The organism is Parerythrobacter lutipelagi, assembly GCF_005434975.1.
GTDB lineage: Bacteria > Pseudomonadota > Alphaproteobacteria > Sphingomonadales > Sphingomonadaceae > Parerythrobacter_A > Parerythrobacter_A lutipelagi.
This window is the reverse complement of the sequence record NZ_SKCJ01000001.1, coordinates 458497-479761: the sequence shown is the minus strand read 5'-3', so window position 1 is coordinate 479761 and position 21265 is coordinate 458497. Positions and strand designations below refer to the sequence as shown.

The window sequence follows — 21265 nt, the reverse complement described above, 5'->3', positions numbered from 1 at the left end:
CCTCTGATGCTTAAACGGTATTTCCCGATCCTCACCTGGGCGCGCGCCTATAACGGCGGGGCCTTGTCGAATGATCTGATGGCGGCGGTAATCGTCACCATCATGCTTATCCCGCAGAGCCTCGCATACGCGCTGCTGGCCGGACTTCCGCCGGTGGTCGGACTTTACGCCTCGATCCTGCCGCTGGTCGCCTACGCGATTTTCGGAACAAGCCGCACGCTGGCAGTCGGGCCGGTGGCAGTGGTTTCTCTGATGACAGCTTCCGCAGTGGGGGCTGTCGCGGCTCAGGGCACCGCAGAGTATCTTGAGGCTGCAATAACTTTGGCGGCACTATCAGGAGTCATGCTGGCAATTCTTGGCCTGTTGCGTCTCGGATTCCTGGCCAATCTGTTGTCGCATCCGGTCATTTCAGGTTTCATCACTGCGAGCGGAATCCTCATCGCGACAAGTCAGGTCAGGCACATCCTCGGTGTGCAAGGCGGGGGAGAGAACTGGCCCGAGATGCTCGGCAGTCTCATGCGCAATATCGCTTCGACCAATTTCAACACGCTGGCAGTCGGTCTGTTCGCAACCGCATTCCTGTTCTGGGTTCGCAAGGGGGCCAAGCCCGCGCTGATTGCGATCGGCTTCAAGCCGCGCGCGGCGGAAATGACTGCAAAAGCTGGGCCTGTTGTCGCGGTCATGCTGACCATTGCAGCGGTTGCTCTGTTTGCGCTCGAGACGAAAGGCGTGCGGCTGGTCGGGGCGGTGCCGCAAGGGCTCCCGCCCTTCGCTCTGCCGTCGACGGACATGGAGCTGATCGCACAGTTGTGGGTCCCCGCGCTGCTGATTTCGATCATCGGCTTCGTCGAAAGCGTGTCTGTCGCGCAGACACTGGCGGCCAAGCGCCGGCAGCGGATCGATCCGGATCAGGAACTCGTCGGCCTTGGTGCTTCGAACATCGCCAGCGCATTTTCCGGCGGCTATCCCGTGACCGGCGGCTTTGCCCGCTCTGTGGTGAATTTCGATGCCGGGGCAGAGACACCTGCTGCCGGAGCTTACACGGCGGTCGGCATAGCGCTGGCTTCGCTCTTCCTGACTCCTCTGCTGTTCTATCTGCCGATCGCAACACTTGCCGCGACAATCATTGTCGCAGTGCTAAGTCTGGTGGATCTGAAGACGCCGGGCGTGTTGTGGCGCTATTCGAAATCGGACTTCTCAGCGCATATCGTCACCATCGTCGTCACCTTGTTGATGGGAGTGGAGACCGGCGTGATAGCCGGGGTCGGCGCCGGCCTGCTGCTTTATCTGTGGAAGGCCTCGCGCCCGCACGCGGCGATTGTCGGCCGGGTGCCGGAGACCGAGCATTTCCGCAATGTAGAGCGGCATGACGTGCTCACTCTGCCGCACATTCTTTCGATCCGTATCGACGAAAGCCTGACCTATCTCAACGCGCGCTGGCTGGAGGAATATGTGCTGGAGCGGGTCGCTGAAAGGCCCGAGTTGCGGCATGTCATCCTGATGTGCAGCGCGGTCAACGCAATCGATGCATCGGGGCTGGAAAGCCTCGAGGCGATCAATCATCGCCTGCAGGACGGTGATATCTGCCTGCATCTGTCGGAAGTGAAGGGGCCGGTGATGGACCGGCTGGGGCAAAGCCATTTCCTGCAAGGGTTGGGGGGCAGGGTCTTTCTGTCACAGGACCGCGCATTCTCCGAACTTGCCACAGATGATGGCCGTGCGCCTGACCCGCTTGATCCGCTAGCTGCCAGAGGAATGATCTGACCTCCACGGAACAACGATTGACGCGATCTTAACCCTTTGTCCTCTACCTGCGATGGACCAAAAACAGGGAATTGGGCGCATCACATGGGTGACTTGGGCAACCAGAATTTCGACCGCTCGCAGGCGGAACCGGCTTCGCAGCCACCAGCGGCGGCCCAGCCAGCTTCGGCCGCGCCGCAAGCAAGTGCTCCACCGCCTCCGCGCAATTCGCAGCAGGAACAGCCCGGCGTGAAAAAGGCTCCGGCCGACAACGCCACTCAACCGATCGGAGTTGTCCTCGAAATTGCCGGGTCCGGTTCGCAGATCGCGCTGGATCTCGAACGCCTCAATCAATGCATGCAGGATGATGATCCGTCGATCGCGCTTGCGGGCCAGGTCGGCAGCCAGATCAAGATCCGTGTCGGCAACAGCTGGCTGCTCGCCAGTGTGCGCAACCAGCGGCAGGACCGGCGTCAGAACGGCATCCTCGCCAATATCGACTTTCTCGGCGAAGGTCAGGAAGAGAAGCTGACCGGCAAGATCCACGGTTTCCGCCGCGGGGTCACACGCTATCCCGTACCGGGCGCGTTGATTTATCCGGCGACGACCAACGATCTGAAGCAAATTTATGCCAGCGATGGCCGATCCAACATTCAGGTCGGCACGGTCTATCCGACCAAGGATATCCGTGCCGGTATCTATATCGATGCCATGCTGGGCAAGCATTTTGCTCTGCTCGGATCGACCGGTACCGGTAAATCGACCAGCGCCGCGCTGATCCTTCACAGAATTTGCGAAGCCGCGCCCGAAGGCCACATCGTGATGATCGACCCGCACGGCGAGTATTCCGCCGCGTTCAAGACCAATGGGCAAATCCTCGACGTCACCAACCTTCAGATGCCATACTGGCTGCTCAATTTTGAAGAACATTGCGAAGTCTTGCTGACCTCGCGCGGCAACGACCGCCAGGCCGATTCCGACATTCTGGCCAAATGCCTGCTCAAGGCGCGCGGCAAGAACCGCCTAGCGGAAACAATGGGCAAGATTACCGTCGATTCGCCTATTCCCTATCTCCTGTCCGATCTCAGCAATGCGGTGCAGGACGAGATGGGCAAGCTCGACAAGGCGACCAACACCGCGCCCTTCATGCGGATCAAGACCAAGCTTGACGAGATCAAGGCCGACCCGCGCTACCAGTTCATGTTCTCTGGCATGCTGGTGGGCGATACGATGGCGGACTTTCTGTCGAAGGTCTTCCGCATGCCGGGTGACGGCAAGCCGATCTCGATCATCGATGTGTCGGGTGTCCCCTCGGACATCACCAGCACGGTGGTCGCGGTGCTCAGCCGCCTCGTGTTCGATTTTGCCATCTGGGGCCGCGACGAGCAGACCCGTCCGATCCTCCTCGTCTGCGAGGAAGCCCACCGCTACGTCCCGAACGAAGCCAATGCCGATGGTTCTTCGGTCGGCACCATTCTCAGCCGCATCGCGAAAGAGGGCCGCAAATATGGCATTTCGCTCGGCCTGATTACCCAGCGACCGTCCGACCTCGCCGAAGGCGTGTTGTCGCAGTGCGGTACGATCATTTCGATGCGTCTCAACAACGACCGGGACCAGGCCTTCGTGAAAGCCGCCATGCCGGAGGGCGCGCGCGGTTTTCTCGACAGTATCCCCGCGCTCCGCAACCGCGAATGCATCATCTGCGGCGAGGGTGTGTCGATTCCGATCCGGGTTGCGTTCGACAACCTCGAAGAGGTCAAACGGCCGGCGTCGGAAGACCCGAGCTTCGTGCAGCTATGGAGCAAAGCCGGCGGCGAGGAAGACGCAGTCCATCGCACCGTTCAGCGGTGGCGCTCGCAAGGCGTTTGATTTGCGGGATATCAGGCTGCAAACCGCGGTCCGCTGAGCTTCCGGTGCTCACGTAGTTGAACTACGCTGCGCGCCGGTTCTCGCGGCCCACCGTTTTCGCTCCGATCCATTTTCCATGGTTGCCGCCCGGCGCCTGAGGGCGCAAATCAACTAAGTCCCGCGCGTATCGCCGAACAAATGGATATGTAGCCGGTCGCTGAGCCGAAAGCCGTGTTCCACACACAGCGGCACCAGCCATTCCTCGCGTGCCCGCAACGTGCCGCTGTCGGTCCCCTCCGGCATCAGGAACACCCGCTTGCGCGGCAGGGCGTGCGCCCGGACGAGTTCCTCCACCTCGGCTACGTCTTCGGGTGAAGCGACCACGAATTTGAACCACGCCCGTTCGTCGATCGAATAATTGCGCAGCCGTTCGGGGATCAGCGCCAGCTCCGCCGGATTGCCGCTGTGCGCCAGCTTGGGGCTGACATTGTACTGGTCAACCCGGATATCGACCCGCGCGGGCGCGGTGGTGGTGCCGTTGGTTTCGATCTCGACAGTGTGATCCGGCAGCGCTTCGAGCAGTTCGCCCAATGGCCCGCCCTGCAACAGCGGTTCTCCGCCGGTGACGATGAGCCGCTTCTGCCCCATTGCGAGAATACGCTCGGCGACCTCGGCGACTTCCAGCGTAACCTGATTGGCTTTGCGGTCGAAGGTTTCGCCGCTGCGATGCGGGCGATTATCGCCCCCATAAACACTGGCAAAATGCCAGGTATAGGCCGTGTCGCACCACTCGCAGGCGAGATTGCAGCGCGACAGGCGAACGAAAGTGCAGGGCGCGCCCGCGCTCGGCCCTTCGCCCTGGACCGAATTGAAGATTTCTGGCTCCCCCGGGGCCTGCGTGGCGAGGACCAGCTTCACGCGAAAGCCACTCGGTTTGTAGGAATAAGGTGACACGTGTCACCCTGTTGGATTCGGCAACTACCTGAAAAACAATGAGAATAGGATTCCCTACAGGGTGACACATCTGGCCGGGATTCCGGCCCGGCCTGCGTCGATTGGTCGGGAAAGGGCGGGAAGAAGGTCATTGACCGGATCCATGGCACAATCGGGCGATGTAGGAAAATCCTATCAACTCGTCATTGCGAGCCGCCAACAGGCGGAGCGGCAATCCAGTGAGGTATCGAGCAGTTCTGGATTGCTTCGCTGCGCTCGCAATGACGGTAGGAGGAAATCCGCTAGCAATCTCGCCAGCTGATTTCGAATTCGCAGGTCCCTTTCACGTCCACTGGGCGGGATCGAGCGCCAGCAGCTTCGCCAGCTGCGCGTAAAGGGCGGGTTCTTCACGGCACAGATCATGCGGCTTTTCGAAAAAGGTGACGATGGCTTCTGCGAAGAACTCCTCGTGATTGGTCGCGCCGTATGGGTCGATCAGGGTGCGTTCGCCGCGTTCGAGCCGGTCGACCTGATGATGGTAGGCATCCAGCATCGCCTTTTCCCAACCCGCATAGGCCTGCCCATCGCGCAGGATGGGGATACCGTCGGTGTGCCCGCTCAGCGCGTCGAGCTGGTGGGCGAATTCGTGGATCACGACATTGTGTCCGTCATGCATGTTGAGGCCGCCGTGCAGCGCATCGTCCCACGACAGCACGACCGGCCCGCGCGCCCAGCTTTCGCCCAGCGTCCCGTGGCTGTGCTGGTGGACGAAAGTGCCGTCATGCGTTTCATGCCCGGCAAGGAAGGCGGAGGGGTAAATCAGCACATTCCGCAGCGTGTCGTACCACGCCGGGCTGTTGACGATCAGCAGGCAGGCCTGCGCCGCGATCGACAGCCGCATTTCCTCGGTAACCTCTACGCCATTGTAGCCACGGAAAGTGACCTGATCGAGCATCAGGTTGACCTTGCCCTCGAGCGCAATCTGCAGATCGCCCGGCAGGCGTTTGACCAGCGGCACAAGCCGCTCGACCACAGCGCGCTGCTCATGCGTCAGCGGGGCGGCGAGAAGCGCTTGCCGCCTGCGCTTCCGCACCTGCCCGCGATAGAGCAGGAAGGCAGCGATAAGCAGCGGGACGGCAAGGATCAGCCAGGGCGACATGTTCGGGAAGTAGGAAGCGCCATCCGGGATTGGTAGGGCCAACGCGGCGCGCTTCGGAATGCGGCCTTTCCGCTAACGAGCCGGTAGCGGACATTCGAGGGCCGGGGGTGACTGCGGGTTATGTGCCTGCTAGGTGAGACGGCTAATGGCGATCGGAAGTCGATCAGCCTTCAGGAGAGTATGCGTGCTTTTTCACACCATGGTCGGATCGAACGACATTGAGCGATCAAAGCGTTTCTACGACACGGTGCTCGGCACCTTGGGTGCAGGGGAAGGGACGCGGAACATCGCCGACAGCGGCCATACCCGTCTGATCTACAATAACGGCAACGGAACCAACTTCATCGTCAGCCAACCGATCAACGACGAACCGGCAAGCATCGCCAACGGCAGCACAGTCGCCTTTTCCTGCGACTCGCCCGAGCAGGTGAAGCAGCTTCACGATACCGCCGTTGCCGCTGGCGGAACGTCGATCGAAGCTCCGCCCGGACCGCGCGAAACTGCCTCCATGGGCACCATCGAACTGGCCTATTTTCGTGATCCCGACGGCAACAAACTGTGCGGAATTCATTTTCCTGCCTGATTTGTCCGGCACGGGTCTGCTTCTAAAACTAGCGGACCTCGATCATGGGATCCCGCGAATGTCCGCTTTCCACCCCATCCCGGCCATCCTGGACCAATAGCCGCTCGCCTAGAGCTGACGCAGGTCGTGCAAGGGCAGGGCTGAACCTTACCCCAACCGCGCCAGTGCCGCCGTCAGCCGCTCGACCTCCGCGGTGTGGTGTGCGTGGTCGGCGCGGGCTTTTTCGACCGCTTCGGGCTTGGCGCGTTCGACGAAGTTGGCGTTCGACAGCCGCCCTTCGAGCGACCTTGCTTCCTTTTGCGAAACTTCGAGCGCTTTCGACAGGCGCGTCTTTTCCGCGTCGATGTCGATCACCCCTTCGAGAGGGATCACGAACACGTCGCTGCCGGCTGTCACCTGCATCGCCGGGCCTGCGGGCGATTCGCCCACGGTCAGCGGGGTCAGGCGGGCGAGGCGTTCGATCGCGGCGGCGCTGCGCTCGATTGTGCGGCTCGCGACATCGGAGGGCGAGGAGACGAAGGCCGCCAGCTTTGCGCCTGGCGCAATGCCGAGTTCGTTCTTCGCGCTGCGGACATTGCTGGTCAGCTCGATCACCCAGTCGATCGCATCGGTCGCGTCCTTGCTGACGCTCGCTTGCGGCTCGGGCCATTTGGCGGTGATCAGCGGGTAATGGGGGCGGTCTCCCTGCTTGCTCCACAGCTCTTCGGTGATGAAGGGCATGAAGGGGTGCAGCATAACGAGGATCTGGTCGAGCGCCCAGCCGGCGACGGCGCGGGTTTCGGCAGCCGCCGCTTCACTCGCGCCTTCTGCAAACACCGGCTTGATCAGTTCGAGATACCAGTCGCAGAACCGGTCCCAAGTAAAATGGTAGATGAGGTTCGCGGCGGCATCGAAGCGCAGTTCGGCCATCGCCTTGTCGAGCGCTTCGACGGTTTGCGAGACTTCGCCGATAATCCACTGGTTCGCGGCGAGTTTGGCCTCCGGCGCGGCCAGCGTCTCGCTCGCGCCGATGCCGTTCGACTGGCAGAAGCGGGTCGCGTTCCACAGCTTGGTGGCGAAGTTGCGATAGCCCTCGACCCGCTTGTCATCCATCTTGATGTCGCGGCCCTGGCTTTCCATCGCCGCCATGAAGAACCGCAGCGCATCGGCGCCATACTGGTCGATCAGGCCCAGCGGGTCGACGACATTGCCCTTGGACTTGGACATCTTGGAGCCGTCCGCCGCGCGCACCAGCCCGTGGAGATACAGCTTGTCCCACGGCTTCTCGCCAAGGTTGTAATAGCCCCACATCATCATCCGCGCGTCCCAGAAGAACAGGATGTCGAACCCGCTGATCAGCAGCGAGTTGGGGTAGTGCTTGTCGAGCAGCTCGGTTTTGTCCGGCCAGCCGAGCGTGGCGAAAGGCCACAGGCCAGAGGAGAACCAGGTGTCGAGGACGTCTTCATCTCGTTTGAGGGCAGCGCCGTCACCAGCTTTCGCTTGCGCCTCTTCCTCCGTCATGGCGACGTAGACCTCGCCATTCTCGTCATACCAAGCCGGAATCCGGTGGCCCCACCATAGCTGGCGGCTGACGCACCAAGGCTGGATGTTTTCCATCCAGTTGAAGAAGGTCTTTTCCCAGCTCTTGGGGACGATCTCGACCTCGCCGGACTTCACCGCTTCGATCGGCTTTTTCGCCAGTTCTTCGGCGTTGACGTACCACTGGTCGGTCAACCACGGCTCGATCACCACGCCGCCGCGATCGCCGAAGGGGGTGGCGATCTGGCGCGGCTCGGCGTCGTGTTCGACTTCTTCACCCTTCTTGGTCTTGGCGATATGCGGGATCAGGAAACCCTGTTCCTTCAGCCGCTGCACGACAAGTTCGCGCGCACCATCGACAACATCCCGCCTGAAGCGGTGCAGGCCGAGGAATTCTTCCGGGATCAAGCCATCCGCCACCTGACAGACGTTGGCATCGGCATCGAGCATGTTGAGCATGTCCGCAGGCGCGAACCCGGCGCGCTTGCCCACGTCGAAATCGTTGAAATCGTGACCCGGCGTAATCTTCACCGCGCCCGAACCCAGCTCGGGATCGGCGTGCTCGTCCGCCACGATGGGGATGCGCCGCCCGGTGAGCGGCAGCACGACATGCTTGCCGACGACAGACTTGTAGCGATCGTCATCGGGATGCACCGCAACCGCCATATCGGCCAGCATGGTTTCAGGGCGCGTGGTGGCGACTTCGATATAATCGCGCCCGTCCGCCAGCGTCACGCCAGCCTCGAGCGGATATTTGAAATGCCAGAAGCTGCCCGCGATCGTCTGCGTCTCGACCTCCAGGTCGGAAATCGCGGTGCGCAGCTTCGGGTCCCAGTTCACCAGCCGCTTGTCGCGGTAGATTAGCCCGTCATTGTAGAGGTCGACGAACACCTTCAGCACGGCACTCGAAAAATGCTCGTCCATGGTGAACTGTTCGCGGCTCCAGTCCATCGAACAGCCAAGGCGGCGCAGCTGAGTGGTGATGGTTCCGCCGCTTTCGCGTTTCCAGTCCCAGACCTTCTCGACAAATTCCTCGCGCGTGTAATTGGTGCGCTTGTCCTGCCGCTCTTCCATCTGGCGCTCGACCACCATCTGGGTGGCGATGCCCGCATGGTCTGTGCCGACGACCCACAGCGCATCCTTGCCGCGCAGCCGCTCGTAACGGATGACGATATCCTGCAACGTATTGTCCAGCGCGTGGCCGATATGCAGGCTGCCGGTGACATTCGGCGGTGGATTCACGATGGTGAAGGGCTCCGCGTCCGGGCGCTCGGGCCGGAACAGGCCGTTTTCTTCCCAGTGCTTGTACCATTTTGCTTCGATCGCAGCGGGGTCGAAAGTCGTGTCGAGTGTGTTGGTCATATCGTCTGTCCCCTTGCCAGTGCTGCGTTTGCGAAGCAATCACTTGTGAAGCGCTGAATTTGCTCGCATACCGATGGCATGACCGGCGGGGCAGAATTCCATCTGGAAGATAGTGAGGGCGGCTCGCGCCTGGTGCTGTCCGGGCCCTACCTCGTATCGACCATCGGCGAGATCGATCATGAACTGCGCGAAATCGAAGGGGGTTTCGCTTCGGTCGACCTTTCGCAGGTGAGCGAAATCGATACCGTCGGCGCGTGGATGGCGTGTACGCTGGCGACCCGGCACGATGCGGAAATCGTCGGCGCGGGCGAGCGGGCACAGCGGCTGCTCAAAGCCGTCGAGTCAGCCAACAGTGAAGCTGAAATCGCGGCGCCGCGCCTGCCAATCCACCGCCGGGTGCCGGTGGAAATCGGCAAGAAGGTCTTCAACGCGGGATATGGCATTGCGTCGGTCATCGGGTTCCTCGGCCAGATCATCATGGGCTTCGGCTCGCTGATCCGCCACCCGGGCCGCTTCCGGGTCAAGGCGCTGGTCCACCAGCTCGAACTGGTCGGGGTCAATGCGTTGCCGATAATCGGTCTGATGAGCTTCCTGATCGGAATTGTCATCGCTCAGCAGGGCGCGGTCCAGTTGCAGCAATTCGGCGCGGAGACGCTGACGGTCAATCTGGTCGGGCGGATCACCTTGCGCGAACTGGGCGTGCTGATGACCGCAATCATGGTGGCGGGCCGGTCGGGCAGCGCATTTGCCGCGCAGATCGGCACAATGAAGCTGACCGAAGAGGTCGACGCGATGCGCACGATCGGCATTTCTCCGATCGAAGCGCTGGTCATCCCCCGCATTCTAGCCAGCACGTTCATGATGGTGGTACTGGGCTTTTATGCCTCGGTTGTGGCAATCATCGGCGGTGCCGTGGTCGGCGACCTGATGCTGGGCATCCCGTTCTGGACATTCCTCGCCCGGATCCAGGAAGTGGTCCCGGTTTACGATATGTGGGTCGGGTTGATCAAAGCGCCGGTGTTCGGCCTGATCGTCGCGCTCGCCGGGTGCTATCACGGGATGCAGGTGAGCGGGAATTCGGAAGAGGTCGGCCGCCGCACGACCATGGCGGTCGTTTCGGCCATCTTCGCAGTGATTGTTATCGACGCGTTCTTCGCAGTGTTCTTTACCGAAATCGGATGGGGCTGATGAGCGAAGAAACCGGATCGGAAAAGCGTGCACTCGGCCGCCACGAGCGCTTCCGCGGTGATTACCCGGTGGTGGTCGAAGGGTTGAGAAACCAGTTCGGCGAACAGGTCGTGCACGAGGATCTCGACCTGAAAGTCAGGCGGCGTGAAATTCTCGGTGTGGTTGGCGGGTCAGGCACCGGCAAGTCCGTATTGATGCGGTCCATCATCGGGCTGCAGCAACCTGCACAAGGCAATATCGAAGTCTTCGGCCGGTCGATCACCGAGGCCGAGCCTGATGAAAACATCGGTATCCGCAACCGCTGGGGCGTGCTGTTCCAGGGCGGGGCGCTGTTCTCGACCCTCACCGTGGGTGAGAATGTCGAAGTGCCCCTGCGCCAATTCTACCCTGAGTTGTCGCCCGAGCTGCGGCGCGAGATTGCGCGCTATAAAGTCATTCTGTCAGGCCTTCCGGAAGAAGCGGCGAACAAGTTTCCCTCCGAGCTTTCCGGCGGAATGCGCAAACGTGCAGGCCTTGCCCGCGCGTTGTCGCTCGATCCGGAACTGTTGTTCCTCGATGAGCCGACCGCCGGGCTCGACCCGATCGGGGCAGACAAATTCGATCGCCTGACCAAGGAATTGCAGGATACGCTGGGGCTCACAGTCTTCCTCATCACGCATGATCTCGATACGCTGTACGCCATCTGTGACCGGGTGGCCGTGCTGGCGGAAAAGAGAGTGATTGCGGTTGGCACGATCCCCGAACTGCTTGAGACGCAGCACCCGTGGATCGAAGAATATTTCAACGGCCCACGGGGCAGGGCGGCGCAAGGCACGCAGGCGCGGTCCGATGGCTGATCGACGGATGACGAACATGGACAAGACGCGCAAACAGGGCGCATAGAGGCAAACAGATGGAAACACGCGCAAATCATCTCTGGGTGGGGATCGTCACTCTGGCACTGCTTGCTGCGCTCGCTCTTGCGATCGTCTGGCTGGCCCAGCTCGGTCGCGGCGAGCAGAAGGAATACGACATCCTGTTCCAGCAGTCTGTTTCCGGCCTGGCGCGCGGTTCCGAAGTGACATTCGCCGGTGTGCCGGTGGGGCAGGTGAGCGATATCCGGCTGTACGAGAAAGACCCCGATTTCGTGCGTGTGCGCATATCGGTGAGAGAAGATGTGCCGATCCTTGTCGGTACCACGGCTACGATCCAGGGTTCTTTCACGGGTGTCTCGACCATTTTGCTCGACGGCGCGCGCATTGGCGCACCGCCAATCACCTGCGATACGACCGCTTGTCCTGAGGGGCAGCCAGTGATTCCACCCAAGGATGGCGGGCTCAACGCATTGCTGTCCGATGCGCCGCTGCTGTTGCAGCGCCTTGCAACCTTGACCGAACGGCTCACTCAGTTGCTCGATGACGACAATCAGGGCGAAATCGCCGGCATCCTGCGCAACACTAACAAGATGACGGAAGAACTGGCTGCTACCGGACCTCAGACGCGCGCCACTCTGGCTGAATTGCAGGGCACGCTGGCGGAAGCGAGCCGGGCCTTGGCTGCGTTCGAACAGGTCACCCAATCCACTGACCGCGTGATCAACGAGGAAGGTGCTGCCTTGTCGAAGCAGTTGCGTGAAACGCTGAAATCCGCCGATGCCGCCGCTGCTTCGCTGTCATCGACGCTCGAAGACGCACGCCCCGCGACACGCCAGCTTGCCGAAAGCACTTTGCCCGCCGCAGAAGCCACAATGCAGGATCTGCGGGCAACCAGCCAGGCCTTGCGCCAGGTGACGGAGCGGCTGGAGAATGAAGGCGCAGGCTCGCTGCTCGGCGCGCAGCCTCTACCGGAGTATGAACCATGATTGCGCGTGCTGGAGAGACAATGAAGAAACTCGGGCTCGCCGTTCCGACAATGCTGGGTCTGGCGCTGGCGCTGAGTGGATGTGTCAGCTTTGGCACCGAGCCGCCGCCCAGCTTGCTGACTCTTACCGCGAACAATGCGCTTCCTGCTGGCGCTGAAAGTTCGACCACCCGCGAAACGGCCTTTGCGGTCTATGAACCGGGTGTGCCGCAATCGATCAACGTTCCGCGCGTACCGGTTCAGGTCGACCCGACCACCATCGCTTATCTCAAGGATGCCGTGTGGGTGGAAAAGCCCGCCCGGCTTTTCAAGCAATTGCTGATGGAGACAGTCTCGGCGCAATCGGGACGTTTGGTGGTGGAAGGTGAGGATCCGACAATCCTCGCCGATGACCGGCTGCGCGGTACAATCAACAAATTCGGCTATGACGCGCAGTCCATGTCGGTCGTCGTGCAGTATGATGCGGTGCGGCAGATGAAGGACGGCCCGATCCAGACCCGCCGGTTTGAAAGCGTCATCCCTGTGGCCGCCGCAGAAGCTGGCTTTGTAGGCGATGCATTGAACCGTGCAGCCAATGATGTGGCAGGCGAAGTGGCCGACTGGATTTCAGCCACCTAGTAACGGGCGGCCAAGGCTCAGCCCTTTAACAGCTTGAGGAACTCGATCGCTGCCCCGAAGTCGGCTGCACGCTTGGCGCGCCGGTCTTCGGCTTCGGCATCGCGTCCCCATAATTCAGCTTGCCAGGCTTCCTCGAGTTCCGACACTTCGAACAGCGCCGCCGCATCGGCATCGGGCTCGAGCGCGGCCAGGCCGATACACAAGGACGCGGAAAGCGAGACCACGGCCTGCAAGCCGCCAAGCGTGAACGCGTTCTCCGGTTGCAATCGTCTGCGCAGCGCTTCCAGCGTTTCTTTCGGCTGGCTGCGATGGATAACGCCGCTGATCCGTTCAAAACGTACGCCTTCACGCGCCTCGACAGCGGTCAGCAGCGGTTCCCATGCTTCGGCCTGTCGTCTGAACAGTGCTTCGCCCGGATCGGCGCGGTAGCACAATGTGTCCGTTTCGGCATAAGAGACGAGCTTCTCGATCGTCTCTTCGCGTTCAGTGCTGACTACGTCGATCGCGAAATCGGCGTGATCGCGGAAGCGGAAGCTATGCGGATCGATCTTTTCTCCCTGCGCCGCCCATTCCGCTGCGAGCGCTTGGGCAAGCGAACGGGTGGGCACACGCTGCACCGCGCGACCGGGCGTTTTGACCGGCTTGCCATCGAGCAGGACGTGGAAACCGCCATCGGACTCGCCGACGGTTGCTTCCTGATAAAACCGCTTCATTCCTTCGGGCTCCTCCAGGCGCGCGCGAGGATTTGCGGCACGATGAAAAACTCGATCACGCCGACAACCAGCAGAGCATAGGCAAACCAATCGCCCATCGCGACTGTGCCGGTTGCGCCCAGAATACCGGTGACCACCATGATCGCGCCAAACAGGCGGTTGAGCTGAATCAGAATGAAATGCGCCTTGGCCGGATCATCATGCATTGAGCAATTCCTCGAGATGTGGGCAGCTGGTGGCAACCGCCGCTGCACCTTCGGCCAGCAATTCGTCCGGGCCGTGATACCCCCAGTCGACCCCGATGGCGCGAACGTTCGCCGCACGGGCCATGACAATGTCGAAAGTCGTGTCACCGATCATCACCGCTTCGCCGGGTTTTGCTCCGGCTTCGAACAGCGCGGCTTCGAGCATCGCCGGATTGGGTTTCGAGGGGTGTCGGTCGGCCGTTTGCAAGCTGACGAAATGATCGGTGAGACCGTGCGAAGCGAGGCAACTGGTCAATCCCCGGTCGGACTTTCCGGTCGCCACCGCGAGCGCCCAGCCAGCACCGCGCAGCCGGTCGAGCAATTCGGCCATCCCGGCGAACAACGGCTCTTCCAGCGTGCCGTTCATGCGGCTGGCGCGAAACGCATCCTTATAGCTTTGCAATGCGATGGCGTGCTGGTCTTCGCTCGCATCCGGGGCGAGCATCTGCAGCGCCTGCGGCAGGCTGAGCCCGACGATACGGCGGATCAGATGGCGGTCGGGTGCAGCAAGCGAGGCGGCTGCGAAAGCCGTTTCCATCGCTTCGCAAATGCTGGCCTGTCCATCGACCAGTGTGCCATCGCAATCGAACACCGCCAGTTTCGGCATCAGCTTTTGCCCTTGGGATCCTTTGCGGGGCGACCGCCGGATTTCTTGCCGAGCTTTTTCTTCGGCTGTTCACCGCGCGAGCGGCGCGGGGTGCGCTGTGCCTTGCGGTATTTTTTGGCATGCTGGCGCGCTGCCTGCTTCTTTTCTGCCGGGCTCCGCTCGGGCGGGCCCTGATCGGGCTCGGCATCGCTGAGCGAGATATCGAACCCCATCTGGTCCATGCTGGCGGCAAAATGTTCCGGCAAGTCTGCGGTTACATCCAGCTTGCCGCCACCCGGTTCCGTGATGATCAGCCGCCGCGCGTGCAGATGCATCTTGCGGCTGATGCTGCCGGTCAGAAAGGCATCCTGCCCGCCATATTTTCCGTCACCGACTATCGGGTGGCCGATGGCATCGAGATGCACGCGCAACTGGTGCGTGCGTCCGGTGAGCGGTTCCAGCTCGATCCAGCAGGCTTTCTTGGCGGCGGTTTCCACCACCCGGTAGCGGGTCTTGGCGGTTTGTCCGTTCTCGAGATCGACATGCATCTTTTCGCCGCCGGTGCCCGGCTGTTTGGCGAGGGGAGCATCGATCGTGCCTTCCCTTACATCGGGCACGCCGACCACGAGCGCCCAATAGATCTTGCGCGCGGACCGGCCGGCAAAACGCCGGGAAAACGATGCGGCTGCGCTCGGGCTTTTCGCGATCAGCAGAACGCCCGAAGTGTCCTTGTCGAGTCGGTGGACGAGGCGCGGGCGCGGCTCTTCCCCCTTCACGAATGCGTCGAGCAGGCCGTCGACATGTTTGGTTGTCTTGCTACCGCCCTGCGTCGCGAGGCCCGGCGGCTTGTTGAGCACGATGGCCGATTTTGTCTGCATGATCACCATCGCTTCCGCTTCGGCGATTTCGTCTGCAGTCAGTTCGCGTTTGGGCTTGGGCGCCTTGTGCGCCGCCTCGCCGCCCGGAGGCACGCGCAGGACTTGCCCTTCGCTCAGCCGGTCGTCAGGCTTGGCGCGGCCGCCGTCGACACGAATCTGGCCGGTGCGGGCCCAGCGGCTGATGGTGGCAAAGCCGATTTTCGGCAAATTGCGCTTGAACCAGCGGTCGAGCCGGATGCCGTCATCGTCCTCGCTGACAGTGAACTGGCGAACTTCGTTAGATGTGTCGGGAGAATTCATGCTGCCAACCTCATCACGATCAGGCCAATATACAAGCCCACCAGGCCAGCGAGCACTGACACGAAGGCATAGGTCATCGCGTAGCTGATTTGCCCGCGTTCGATCAGCAGCATCATTTCGAGGCTGAAGCTGGAGAATGTCGTGAAGCCGCCCAAGAGGCCGACGCCGAGTAGCAAACGCATTTGCTCACCGCCCGAACCCTGCCGCGCCATCCACCCGGCGAGCAAGCCCATCGCGAGGCTGCCGAGCACATTGGCGGTCAACGTAGCCCAGGGGAAAGTGGTGACGGTCTTGATCCCCAGCCAGTGAGTCATCAGCCGGCCGAGCTGGTAGCGCAGCACGGCACCGACCGCGCCGCCGATGGCGACATTGGCGGTGGCAGCAAGAGGGGAAAGCGAGGACATGGCGGCTCCCTTAGACGGCAAAGCGGCGTTCGTCATCTGGTGCGTGATTACAGCATGAATTTCTTCGTCCGGCGGCATGTGCTAGGATCGCAGCAAAGCAGGAGAGTACGACCAGATGGCTTCGCCCGAGCAACAATTGGCCACCATGATGGCAAATATCCCTGAAAAGACCGGCAAAGAGCTGGACGAGTGGCTCAACATTATCGCCGCGTCGGATTGCCGGAAGCACGGTGAAATCATGAATTTGCTCAAGAGCGAGCATGGCATGACGCATGGTTTCGCCAATCTGATCGCTGCCAAGGCCCGCGAGCCATCCGGCGCTGCAGAAACCGATCTCGTCGCGGCGCAATACTCCAACGGCAAGGAATCCCTGCGTTCGCTTCACGACGCCATCGTCCTCTATGCCAATGCCCTTGGCGGTGATGTCGATGTTGCACCAAAGAAAGCCAGCGTCAGCCTGCGCCGCAAGAAACAGTTTGCTCTGATCACGCCAGCAACCAAATCACGCATCGATCTCGGACTGGCGCTGAAAGGAGAGCCTGAGGAGGGGCGGCTCGAAGGTTACAATGCGATGTGCAGTCACCGCGTGCGGCTCGAATCACTCGCCGATTTCGACGACGAGGTGAAGCAGTGGGTGCGCAACGCTTACGAGCGCGCCGGGTAGTTCGATTCGACTTATGAGGGTTTTTCGGGTATTGAATGCGCCTCTGACAACGCGTCTCAAAGCTTGCTTTTGTCCGGCAAGTTAACTAGGTGCGCCTCTGTTCGAGCTGGTCCGGAACGGATTCGGCCCAATTTTCGTTGTTTTTATAGCGGTATATCCCGCGCTTAGGCGGGCTCTTGCCGATTGCTGTGAGGTAGTGGATTTTATGCAGATCATCGTTCGCGATAACAATGTCGACCAGGCCCTGCGCGCGCTCAAGAAGAAGCTGCAGCGCGAAGGCGTGTATCGCGAAATGAAGCTGCGTCGCCACTACGAAAAGCCGAGCGAAAAGCGCGCTCGCGAAAAAGCTGCTGCCGTGCGCCGCGCCCGCAAGATGGAGCGCAAGCGTATGGAACGTGACGGCATCAAGTAAGACGGCTTGAACCCACAGCATTGTTAAGCCATCAGGGCGCGGAGTGATTCCGCGCCCTTTTGCTATCCGGCGCACAAACAGGACCTGCCCCATGACCGAAGTCACCCGCGTTCCGCTTCAACCCATCGCCAAAGGCTCGCTCGTGAAGCTGTGGCTCGGCGTGATCATCGCGATCCTTGCCGGTGCCGGCCTTGCCTGGGCCGCCGTGCCTGCGGGCGTGAAAGTTGACGAGCTGACCGCCGGTAGCGGCCCGAACCCGGCGGCTACCGATGTCGTGCTGGTGAATTATGTCGGCAAGCTGCAAGACGGCACCGTGTTCGATGAAGGACAGGCGGTGCCGCTGCCGCTCGACCAGATGATCCCCGGCTTTGCCGAAGGGGCGGTCAAGATGCAGAAGGGCGGCAAATACGAAATGACTATCCCGTCTGAAAAGGGTTACGGCGCAGAAGACCGGCGCAACCCGCAGACTGGTGAAGTTGTCATTCCGGGCGGTTCGGACCTCGTCTTCGAGATCGAGATGCTCGAATTCATGAGCGGCGAGGATTACCAGATGCGGATGCAGATGATGCAGCAGATGATGCAGCAGCAACAGCAGGGCGCGGAAGGCGGACCTCCGGGCGGGCCGCCGCAGCAGATGCCGGGCCAACCGCCGCAATAAGGCATCCGGTTGGGGTGCAGTGCTGCTTGAAGCCGTATCGGGCCGCTGCTAGCGCGGCGGCCTGTATTCGTTTGAATTTCCGATAGGGAAAAACGCTATGTCAATCGACAGGGCCACTGTGGCGAAAATCGCCTCGCTGGCGCGTATCAAGATGACCGACGAGGAGCTCGACCGGATGGCGCCTGAGCTGTCCGGCATTCTCGACTGGGTCGAGCAATTGGGCGAGGTCGACACTTCGCAAGTCGAACCGATGACCGCTGTCATCCCCAACACGCTGCGTCTGCGCGCCGATGAAGTCGATGCCGACCCCAAGACCGGCGGCAATCGCCGCGACGATATACTCGCGAACGCACCGGTGGCCGAACACGGCTTCTTCGGGGTGCCGAAGGTGATCGAATAATGACCGATTTCACTGCACTGGGCGTCAAGGACATCCGCGACGGAGTGGCCGGTGGTTCCTTCACCGCGCGCGAAGTAGCGGAAAGCTTCAACGCGGCGGTTGAGGCTGCGGCCAGCCTGAATGCCTTTATCGTCACCACGCCCGACCACGCTCTGGCCGCTGCCGATGCTGTCGATGCAACGCGCGCGGCGGGCAAGGATTTGGGTGCCATGGCCGGAGTGCCCATCGGCATGAAGGACCTGTTTTGCACCAACGGCGTGCAGACCACGGCGGCCAGCCACATCCTTGAAGGTTTCACTCCGCAATACGAAAGCACTGTTTCGCAGAATCTGTGGGATGCAGGTGCCGGGATGCTCGGTAAGCTCAATCTCGACCAGTTCGCGATGGGCTCGTCGAACGAGACCAGCTATTTCGGCAATGTCTCCTCTCCGTGGCGCAAGGAAGGCAGCAACGCCGCGATGAGCCCGGGCGGTTCTTCGGGTGGTTCCTCCACCGCAGTTGCCGCGCGCATTGCGCCGGCGGCGACCGGCACCGACACCGGCGGTTCGATCCGTCAGCCTGCGGCATTCACCGGCATCTGCGGGATCAAGCCAACCTATGGCCGCTGTTCGCGCTGGGGCGTCGTCGCTTTCGCCAGCAGCCTCGATCAGGCGGGGCCGATGGCGCGCAGTGTCGAGGATTGCGCGATCATGCTCGAAGCCATGGCCGGTTTCGATCCGAAGGATTCGACCAGTCTCCAGATGGATGTACCCAACTGGGAAGCCGCGCTGTCAGCGGACCTCAAGGGCAAGAAAGTCGGCATCCCGCGCGAATACCGGATGGACGGCACGGACGAGGAAATCCTCAAGTCATGGGAGCAGGGCAAGGCATGGCTGCGCGATGCGGGCGCGGAGATCGTCGACATCTCGCTGCCGCACACCAAATATGCGCTGCCCGCCTATTACATCATCGCCCCGGCAGAGGCATCGTCCAACCTCGCGCGCTATGACGGCGTGCGGTACGGCCTGCGCGATCTGCCGGAGGGCGCAGGACTGCAGGACATGTACGCCGCGACCCGCGAAGAGGGTTTTGGCGACGAGGTGAAGCGCCGCGTGCTGATCGGCACCTATGTGCTCTCGGCAGGTTTCTACGATGCCTACTACAACCAGGCACAGAAGGTTCGCGCGCTGGTGGCGCGCGATTTCGAGAACGCTTGGGCCGAGTGCGACCTTGTCCTCGCTCCGACGACACCGACCGCCAGCTTCCCGCTGGGTGACAAGAGCGACGATCCGCTGGCGATGTACCTCAACGATGTGTTCGCCGTGCCGGCATCACTGGCGGGCCTGCCCGCGATGAGCGTCCCCGCGATGCTCAACGCCGACGGCCTGCCGCTCGGCCTCCAGCTGGTCGGCAAAGCGTTCGACGAACAGGGCGTGCTGAATGCGGGTCTAGCCATCCAGCAGCGTGCGGGGTTCGACGCGAAACCGGAGAAGTGGTGGTAATGCTTTTCATGCTGATCCTGTTCGGCTCGCTCATCGCGCTGGTCATTCTTGCCTTCGTGATGTCGCGCAAGATCGAATACGGCGAAGCACGTTTCGATAGCACCACGGGAAAGCCTATCGCCGACGACAAACCGCCACCACCCGGACCGGTTGTCCCGGCGCAGAAGATAGACAGCAACAGTCAGAATGAGCGGAAAACGAACGATGAGTAGCTACCGCATTCAGGGCGCAACGGGCGAATGGGAGGTCGTGATCGGCCTCGAGGTCCATGCGCAGGTCACGTCACACGCCAAGCTGTTCAGCGGCGCTTCGACCGAATTCGGTTCGGAACCCAACTGCAATGTCAGCCTGATCGACGCGGCGATGCCGGGGATGCTGCCGGTGCCGAATGCCGAGTGCATCCGTCAGGCGGTGCGCACCGGGATGGCGATCGAGGCGCAGATCAACAAATACAGCCGGTTCGACCGCAAGAACTACTTCTATGCCGATCTGCCGCAAGGCTACCAGATTTCGCAGCTCTATCACCCCATCGTGGGCGAGGGTCAGCTGCTGATCGATGCCGACGAGAAAGGCGGTATCCCGCAAGACAAGGTGATCGGGATCGAGCGGATTCATGTCGAGCAGGATGCGGGCAAGCTGATGCATGATCAGCATCCGACCATGTCCTATGTCGATCTCAACCGGTGCGGCGTCGCGCTGATGGAGATCGTCTCCAAGCCGGATATGACTTCACCCGCCGAAGCCGGAGCCTATGTTCGCAAGCTTCGTTCGATCCTGCGCTATGTCGGATCGTGCGACGGGAACATGGAAGAAGGCTCCATGCGGGCCGATGTGAATGTCAGCGTGCGCAAGGTCGGTGACCCGGAACTCGGCACCCGCACTGAAACGAAGAACGTCAACTCGGTCCGCTTCGTGATGCAGGTGATCGAGCATGAGGCGAACCGTCAGGTCGACCTGATCGAAGACGGCGGCACGGTGGTGCAGGAAACGCGCCTGTTCGATGTTGCCAGCGGCACCACACGTTCGATGCGGAGCAAGGAAGACGCGCATGATTATCGCTACTTCCCCGATCCCGATCTCTTGCCGCTGGAGCTGGAAGACAGCTTCCTTGATGAATGCCGCGCCAGCCTGCCGGAATTGCCCGATGCCAAGCGCGCGCGGTACGAAAGCGAGCTGGGCCTGACGCCTTACAATGCCCGCGAACTGACTGCCGAGGTGGAAACCTTCGCCCGCTTCGAGACGCTGCTCGGTGCCACCGCCAGCGCCATCGGCAAGCCGGAGAAGGCCGTTGCGACACAGGTCGCCAATTGGTCGCTCTCAGTCGCGCCGGGCGTGATGAAGTCGCTCGGCGATGAGGCCAATCCCGCCAACGCCACTGCCGAAGCGCAGGCCAGCATCCTCAAGATGCAGGACGCCGGCGAAATCAGCGGCGGGCAGGCGAAAGAAATCTACGAAATCGTTCTGCGTGACGGCCGCGCGCCTGACGAAATCGCCGATAGCGAAGGCCTCAAACAGGTCAGCGACACCGGCGCGATCGAAGCTGCGATCGACGCGATTATTGCTGCCAATGGCGACAAAGTCGAGGAATACCGCGGCGGCAAGGACAAGCTCTTCGGCTTCTTCGTCGGCCAGACGATGAAGGCGATGCAGGGCAAGGCCAACCCGGCGGTGGTCAACCAGATCCTGAAGGGCAAGCTGGACGGCTGAGCGATTGGCAGTGAGAAAGGGAAGGC

22 protein-coding genes are annotated in these 21265 nt (G+C 61.5%); 14 read left to right on the top strand and 8 right to left on the bottom strand.

Going from position 1 to position 21265, the window contains the following annotated elements; translation table 11 throughout:
* Nucleotides 1-6 precede the first annotated feature (6 nt).
* Together E0502_RS02385 and E0502_RS02380 are read left to right on the top strand one after the other, a co-directional pair.
* Nucleotides 7-1764 (top strand): SulP family inorganic anion transporter, encoded by a 1758-nt coding sequence (locus E0502_RS02385; protein WP_137676372.1) that lies wholly within the window; start codon nucleotides 7-9, stop codon nucleotides 1762-1764.
* Between the two features lie 84 nt (nucleotides 1765-1848).
* The gene (locus tag E0502_RS02380) at nucleotides 1849-3612 is read left to right on the top strand and encodes an ATP-binding protein (protein ID WP_137676371.1); all 1764 of its coding nucleotides are present in this window, start codon (nucleotides 1849-1851) and stop codon (nucleotides 3610-3612) included.
* A gap of 150 nt (nucleotides 3613-3762) precedes the next feature.
* Here E0502_RS02380 and E0502_RS02375 read toward each other — a convergent pair whose 3' ends face one another.
* Nucleotides 3763-4509: a 7-carboxy-7-deazaguanine synthase QueE gene (locus tag E0502_RS02375; RefSeq protein ID WP_137677488.1), complete on the bottom strand. Its 747-nt coding sequence runs from the start codon at nucleotides 4507-4509 to the stop codon at nucleotides 3763-3765.
* A gap of 358 nt (nucleotides 4510-4867) precedes the next feature.
* Nucleotides 4868-5725: a M90 family metallopeptidase gene (locus E0502_RS02370; RefSeq protein WP_240048822.1), complete on the bottom strand. Its 858-nt coding sequence runs from the start codon at nucleotides 5723-5725 to the stop codon at nucleotides 4868-4870.
* 142 nt (nucleotides 5726-5867) lie between these two features.
* Between E0502_RS02370 and E0502_RS02365 the strand changes: the two genes are divergently transcribed.
* On the top strand, nucleotides 5868-6266 hold the full coding sequence (locus E0502_RS02365) for a VOC family protein (protein WP_137676369.1): 399 nt from the start codon (nucleotides 5868-5870) through the stop codon (nucleotides 6264-6266).
* A 147-nt stretch (nucleotides 6267-6413) separates the two neighbouring features.
* Here E0502_RS02365 and E0502_RS02360 read toward each other — a convergent pair whose 3' ends face one another.
* Nucleotides 6414-9146: a valine--tRNA ligase gene (locus E0502_RS02360; protein WP_137676368.1), complete on the bottom strand. Its 2733-nt coding sequence runs from the start codon at nucleotides 9144-9146 to the stop codon at nucleotides 6414-6416.
* A gap of 78 nt (nucleotides 9147-9224) precedes the next feature.
* Here E0502_RS02360 and E0502_RS02355 point away from each other — a divergent pair, with 78 nt between their 5' ends.
* Genes E0502_RS02355 through E0502_RS02340 form a run of 4 tightly spaced genes read left to right on the top strand, consistent with a single transcriptional unit; the run spans nucleotide 9225 to nucleotide 12791 of the window.
* Nucleotides 9225-10334 (top strand): MlaE family ABC transporter permease, encoded by a 1110-nt coding sequence (locus E0502_RS02355; protein ID WP_137676367.1) that lies wholly within the window; start codon nucleotides 9225-9227, stop codon nucleotides 10332-10334.
* Nucleotides 10334-11170, top strand: coding sequence for an ABC transporter ATP-binding protein (locus E0502_RS02350; RefSeq protein WP_137676366.1), 837 nt, complete (start codon nucleotides 10334-10336; stop codon nucleotides 11168-11170). The genes E0502_RS02355 and E0502_RS02350 overlap by 1 nt, the downstream gene beginning before the upstream one ends.
* A 56-nt stretch (nucleotides 11171-11226) precedes the next feature.
* Nucleotides 11227-12174 carry an MlaD family protein gene (locus tag E0502_RS02345; protein ID WP_137676365.1) on the top strand — a complete coding sequence of 316 codons (948 nt, stop codon included), beginning with the start codon at nucleotides 11227-11229 and terminating at the stop codon, nucleotides 12172-12174.
* On the top strand, nucleotides 12171-12791 hold the full coding sequence (locus E0502_RS02340; protein ID WP_240048821.1) for an ABC-type transport auxiliary lipoprotein family protein: 621 nt from the start codon (nucleotides 12171-12173) through the stop codon (nucleotides 12789-12791). Before E0502_RS02345 ends, E0502_RS02340 begins: the two co-directional genes overlap by 4 nt.
* A 17-nt stretch (nucleotides 12792-12808) precedes the next feature.
* Here E0502_RS02340 and E0502_RS02335 read toward each other — a convergent pair whose 3' ends face one another.
* From E0502_RS02335 to crcB, 5 genes are read right to left on the bottom strand one after another with little or no spacing between them, the layout of a single operon-like run.
* Nucleotides 12809-13504, bottom strand: coding sequence for an ATP12 family chaperone protein (locus tag E0502_RS02335; protein WP_137676363.1), 696 nt, complete (start codon nucleotides 13502-13504; stop codon nucleotides 12809-12811).
* Complete coding sequence (locus tag E0502_RS02330; protein ID WP_137676362.1) at nucleotides 13501-13710, bottom strand: hypothetical protein; 210 nt, start codon at nucleotides 13708-13710, stop codon at nucleotides 13501-13503. Before E0502_RS02330 ends, E0502_RS02335 begins: the two co-directional genes overlap by 4 nt.
* A complete protein-coding gene (locus tag E0502_RS02325; protein WP_137676361.1) occupies nucleotides 13703-14356 on the bottom strand; it encodes an HAD-IA family hydrolase in 654 nt (217 codons plus the stop codon). Before E0502_RS02325 ends, E0502_RS02330 begins: the two co-directional genes overlap by 8 nt.
* Entirely contained in the window at nucleotides 14356-15513 is a 1158-nt protein-coding gene (locus E0502_RS02320) for an RluA family pseudouridine synthase (RefSeq protein WP_137676360.1), read from the bottom strand. The genes E0502_RS02325 and E0502_RS02320 overlap by 1 nt, the downstream gene beginning before the upstream one ends.
* Nucleotides 15510-15917, bottom strand: coding sequence for a fluoride efflux transporter CrcB (crcB, locus tag E0502_RS02315; protein ID WP_137676359.1), 408 nt, complete (start codon nucleotides 15915-15917; stop codon nucleotides 15510-15512). Before crcB ends, E0502_RS02320 begins: the two co-directional genes overlap by 4 nt.
* Nucleotides 15918-16032: 115 nt before the next feature.
* Here crcB and E0502_RS02310 point away from each other — a divergent pair, with 115 nt between their 5' ends.
* From E0502_RS02310 to gatB, 7 genes are all read left to right on the top strand, one after another.
* The gene (locus E0502_RS02310; protein WP_137676358.1) at nucleotides 16033-16581 is read left to right on the top strand and encodes a DUF4287 domain-containing protein; all 549 of its coding nucleotides are present in this window, start codon (nucleotides 16033-16035) and stop codon (nucleotides 16579-16581) included.
* Nucleotides 16582-16786: 205 nt separating this feature from the next.
* A complete protein-coding gene (gene rpsU / locus E0502_RS02305; protein WP_095012790.1) occupies nucleotides 16787-16993 on the top strand; it encodes a 30S ribosomal protein S21 in 207 nt (68 codons plus the stop codon).
* A 91-nt stretch (nucleotides 16994-17084) separates the two neighbouring features.
* On the top strand, nucleotides 17085-17651 hold the full coding sequence (locus E0502_RS02300; protein ID WP_137676357.1) for an FKBP-type peptidyl-prolyl cis-trans isomerase: 567 nt from the start codon (nucleotides 17085-17087) through the stop codon (nucleotides 17649-17651).
* 97 nt (nucleotides 17652-17748) lie between these two features.
* Nucleotides 17749-18051, top strand: coding sequence for an Asp-tRNA(Asn)/Glu-tRNA(Gln) amidotransferase subunit GatC (gatC, locus tag E0502_RS02295; RefSeq protein ID WP_137676356.1), 303 nt, complete (start codon nucleotides 17749-17751; stop codon nucleotides 18049-18051).
* Nucleotides 18051-19532 carry an Asp-tRNA(Asn)/Glu-tRNA(Gln) amidotransferase subunit GatA gene (gene gatA / locus E0502_RS02290; protein ID WP_137676355.1) on the top strand — a complete coding sequence of 494 codons (1482 nt, stop codon included), beginning with the start codon at nucleotides 18051-18053 and terminating at the stop codon, nucleotides 19530-19532. Before gatC ends, gatA begins: the two co-directional genes overlap by 1 nt.
* Entirely contained in the window at nucleotides 19526-19744 is a 219-nt protein-coding gene (locus E0502_RS02285; protein ID WP_204517912.1) for a hypothetical protein, read from the top strand. Before gatA ends, E0502_RS02285 begins: the two co-directional genes overlap by 7 nt.
* On the top strand, nucleotides 19737-21239 hold the full coding sequence (gatB, locus tag E0502_RS02280) for an Asp-tRNA(Asn)/Glu-tRNA(Gln) amidotransferase subunit GatB (protein WP_137676353.1): 1503 nt from the start codon (nucleotides 19737-19739) through the stop codon (nucleotides 21237-21239). The genes E0502_RS02285 and gatB overlap by 8 nt, the downstream gene beginning before the upstream one ends.
* Nucleotides 21240-21265 lie beyond the last annotated feature (26 nt).

Excerpts from the sequence above, each read along its gene's own strand:
- gatC (WP_137676356.1), top strand. The coding sequence starts at position 17,749 with ATGTCAATCGACAGGGCCACTGTGGCGAAAATCGCCTCGCTGGCGCGT.
- E0502_RS02350 (WP_137676366.1), top strand. The coding sequence starts at position 10,334 with ATGAGCGAAGAAACCGGATCGGAAAAGCGTGCACTCGGCCGCCACGAG.
- gatA (WP_137676355.1), top strand. The coding sequence starts at position 18,051 with ATGACCGATTTCACTGCACTGGGCGTCAAGGACATCCGCGACGGAGTG.
- E0502_RS02320 (WP_137676360.1), bottom strand. The coding sequence starts at position 15,513 with ATGAATTCTCCCGACACATCTAACGAAGTTCGCCAGTTCACTGTCAGC.
- E0502_RS02335 (WP_137676363.1), bottom strand. The coding sequence starts at position 13,504 with ATGAAGCGGTTTTATCAGGAAGCAACCGTCGGCGAGTCCGATGGCGGT.
- E0502_RS02345 (WP_137676365.1), top strand. The coding sequence starts at position 11,227 with ATGGAAACACGCGCAAATCATCTCTGGGTGGGGATCGTCACTCTGGCA.
- rpsU (WP_095012790.1), top strand. The coding sequence starts at position 16,787 with ATGCAGATCATCGTTCGCGATAACAATGTCGACCAGGCCCTGCGCGCG.
- crcB (WP_137676359.1), bottom strand. The coding sequence starts at position 15,917 with ATGTCCTCGCTTTCCCCTCTTGCTGCCACCGCCAATGTCGCCATCGGC.
- E0502_RS02340 (WP_240048821.1), top strand. The coding sequence starts at position 12,171 with ATGATTGCGCGTGCTGGAGAGACAATGAAGAAACTCGGGCTCGCCGTT.
- E0502_RS02325 (WP_137676361.1), bottom strand. The coding sequence starts at position 14,356 with ATGCCGAAACTGGCGGTGTTCGATTGCGATGGCACACTGGTCGATGGA.
- E0502_RS02385 (WP_137676372.1), top strand. The coding sequence starts at position 7 with ATGCTTAAACGGTATTTCCCGATCCTCACCTGGGCGCGCGCCTATAAC.
- E0502_RS02355 (WP_137676367.1), top strand. The coding sequence starts at position 9,225 with ATGACCGGCGGGGCAGAATTCCATCTGGAAGATAGTGAGGGCGGCTCG.
- E0502_RS02330 (WP_137676362.1), bottom strand. The coding sequence starts at position 13,710 with ATGCATGATGATCCGGCCAAGGCGCATTTCATTCTGATTCAGCTCAAC.
- gatB (WP_137676353.1), top strand. The coding sequence starts at position 19,737 with ATGAGTAGCTACCGCATTCAGGGCGCAACGGGCGAATGGGAGGTCGTG.
- E0502_RS02300 (WP_137676357.1), top strand. The coding sequence starts at position 17,085 with ATGACCGAAGTCACCCGCGTTCCGCTTCAACCCATCGCCAAAGGCTCG.
- E0502_RS02360 (WP_137676368.1), bottom strand. The coding sequence starts at position 9,146 with ATGACCAACACACTCGACACGACTTTCGACCCCGCTGCGATCGAAGCA.
- E0502_RS02380 (WP_137676371.1), top strand. The coding sequence starts at position 1,849 with ATGGGTGACTTGGGCAACCAGAATTTCGACCGCTCGCAGGCGGAACCG.
- E0502_RS02310 (WP_137676358.1), top strand. The coding sequence starts at position 16,033 with ATGGCTTCGCCCGAGCAACAATTGGCCACCATGATGGCAAATATCCCT.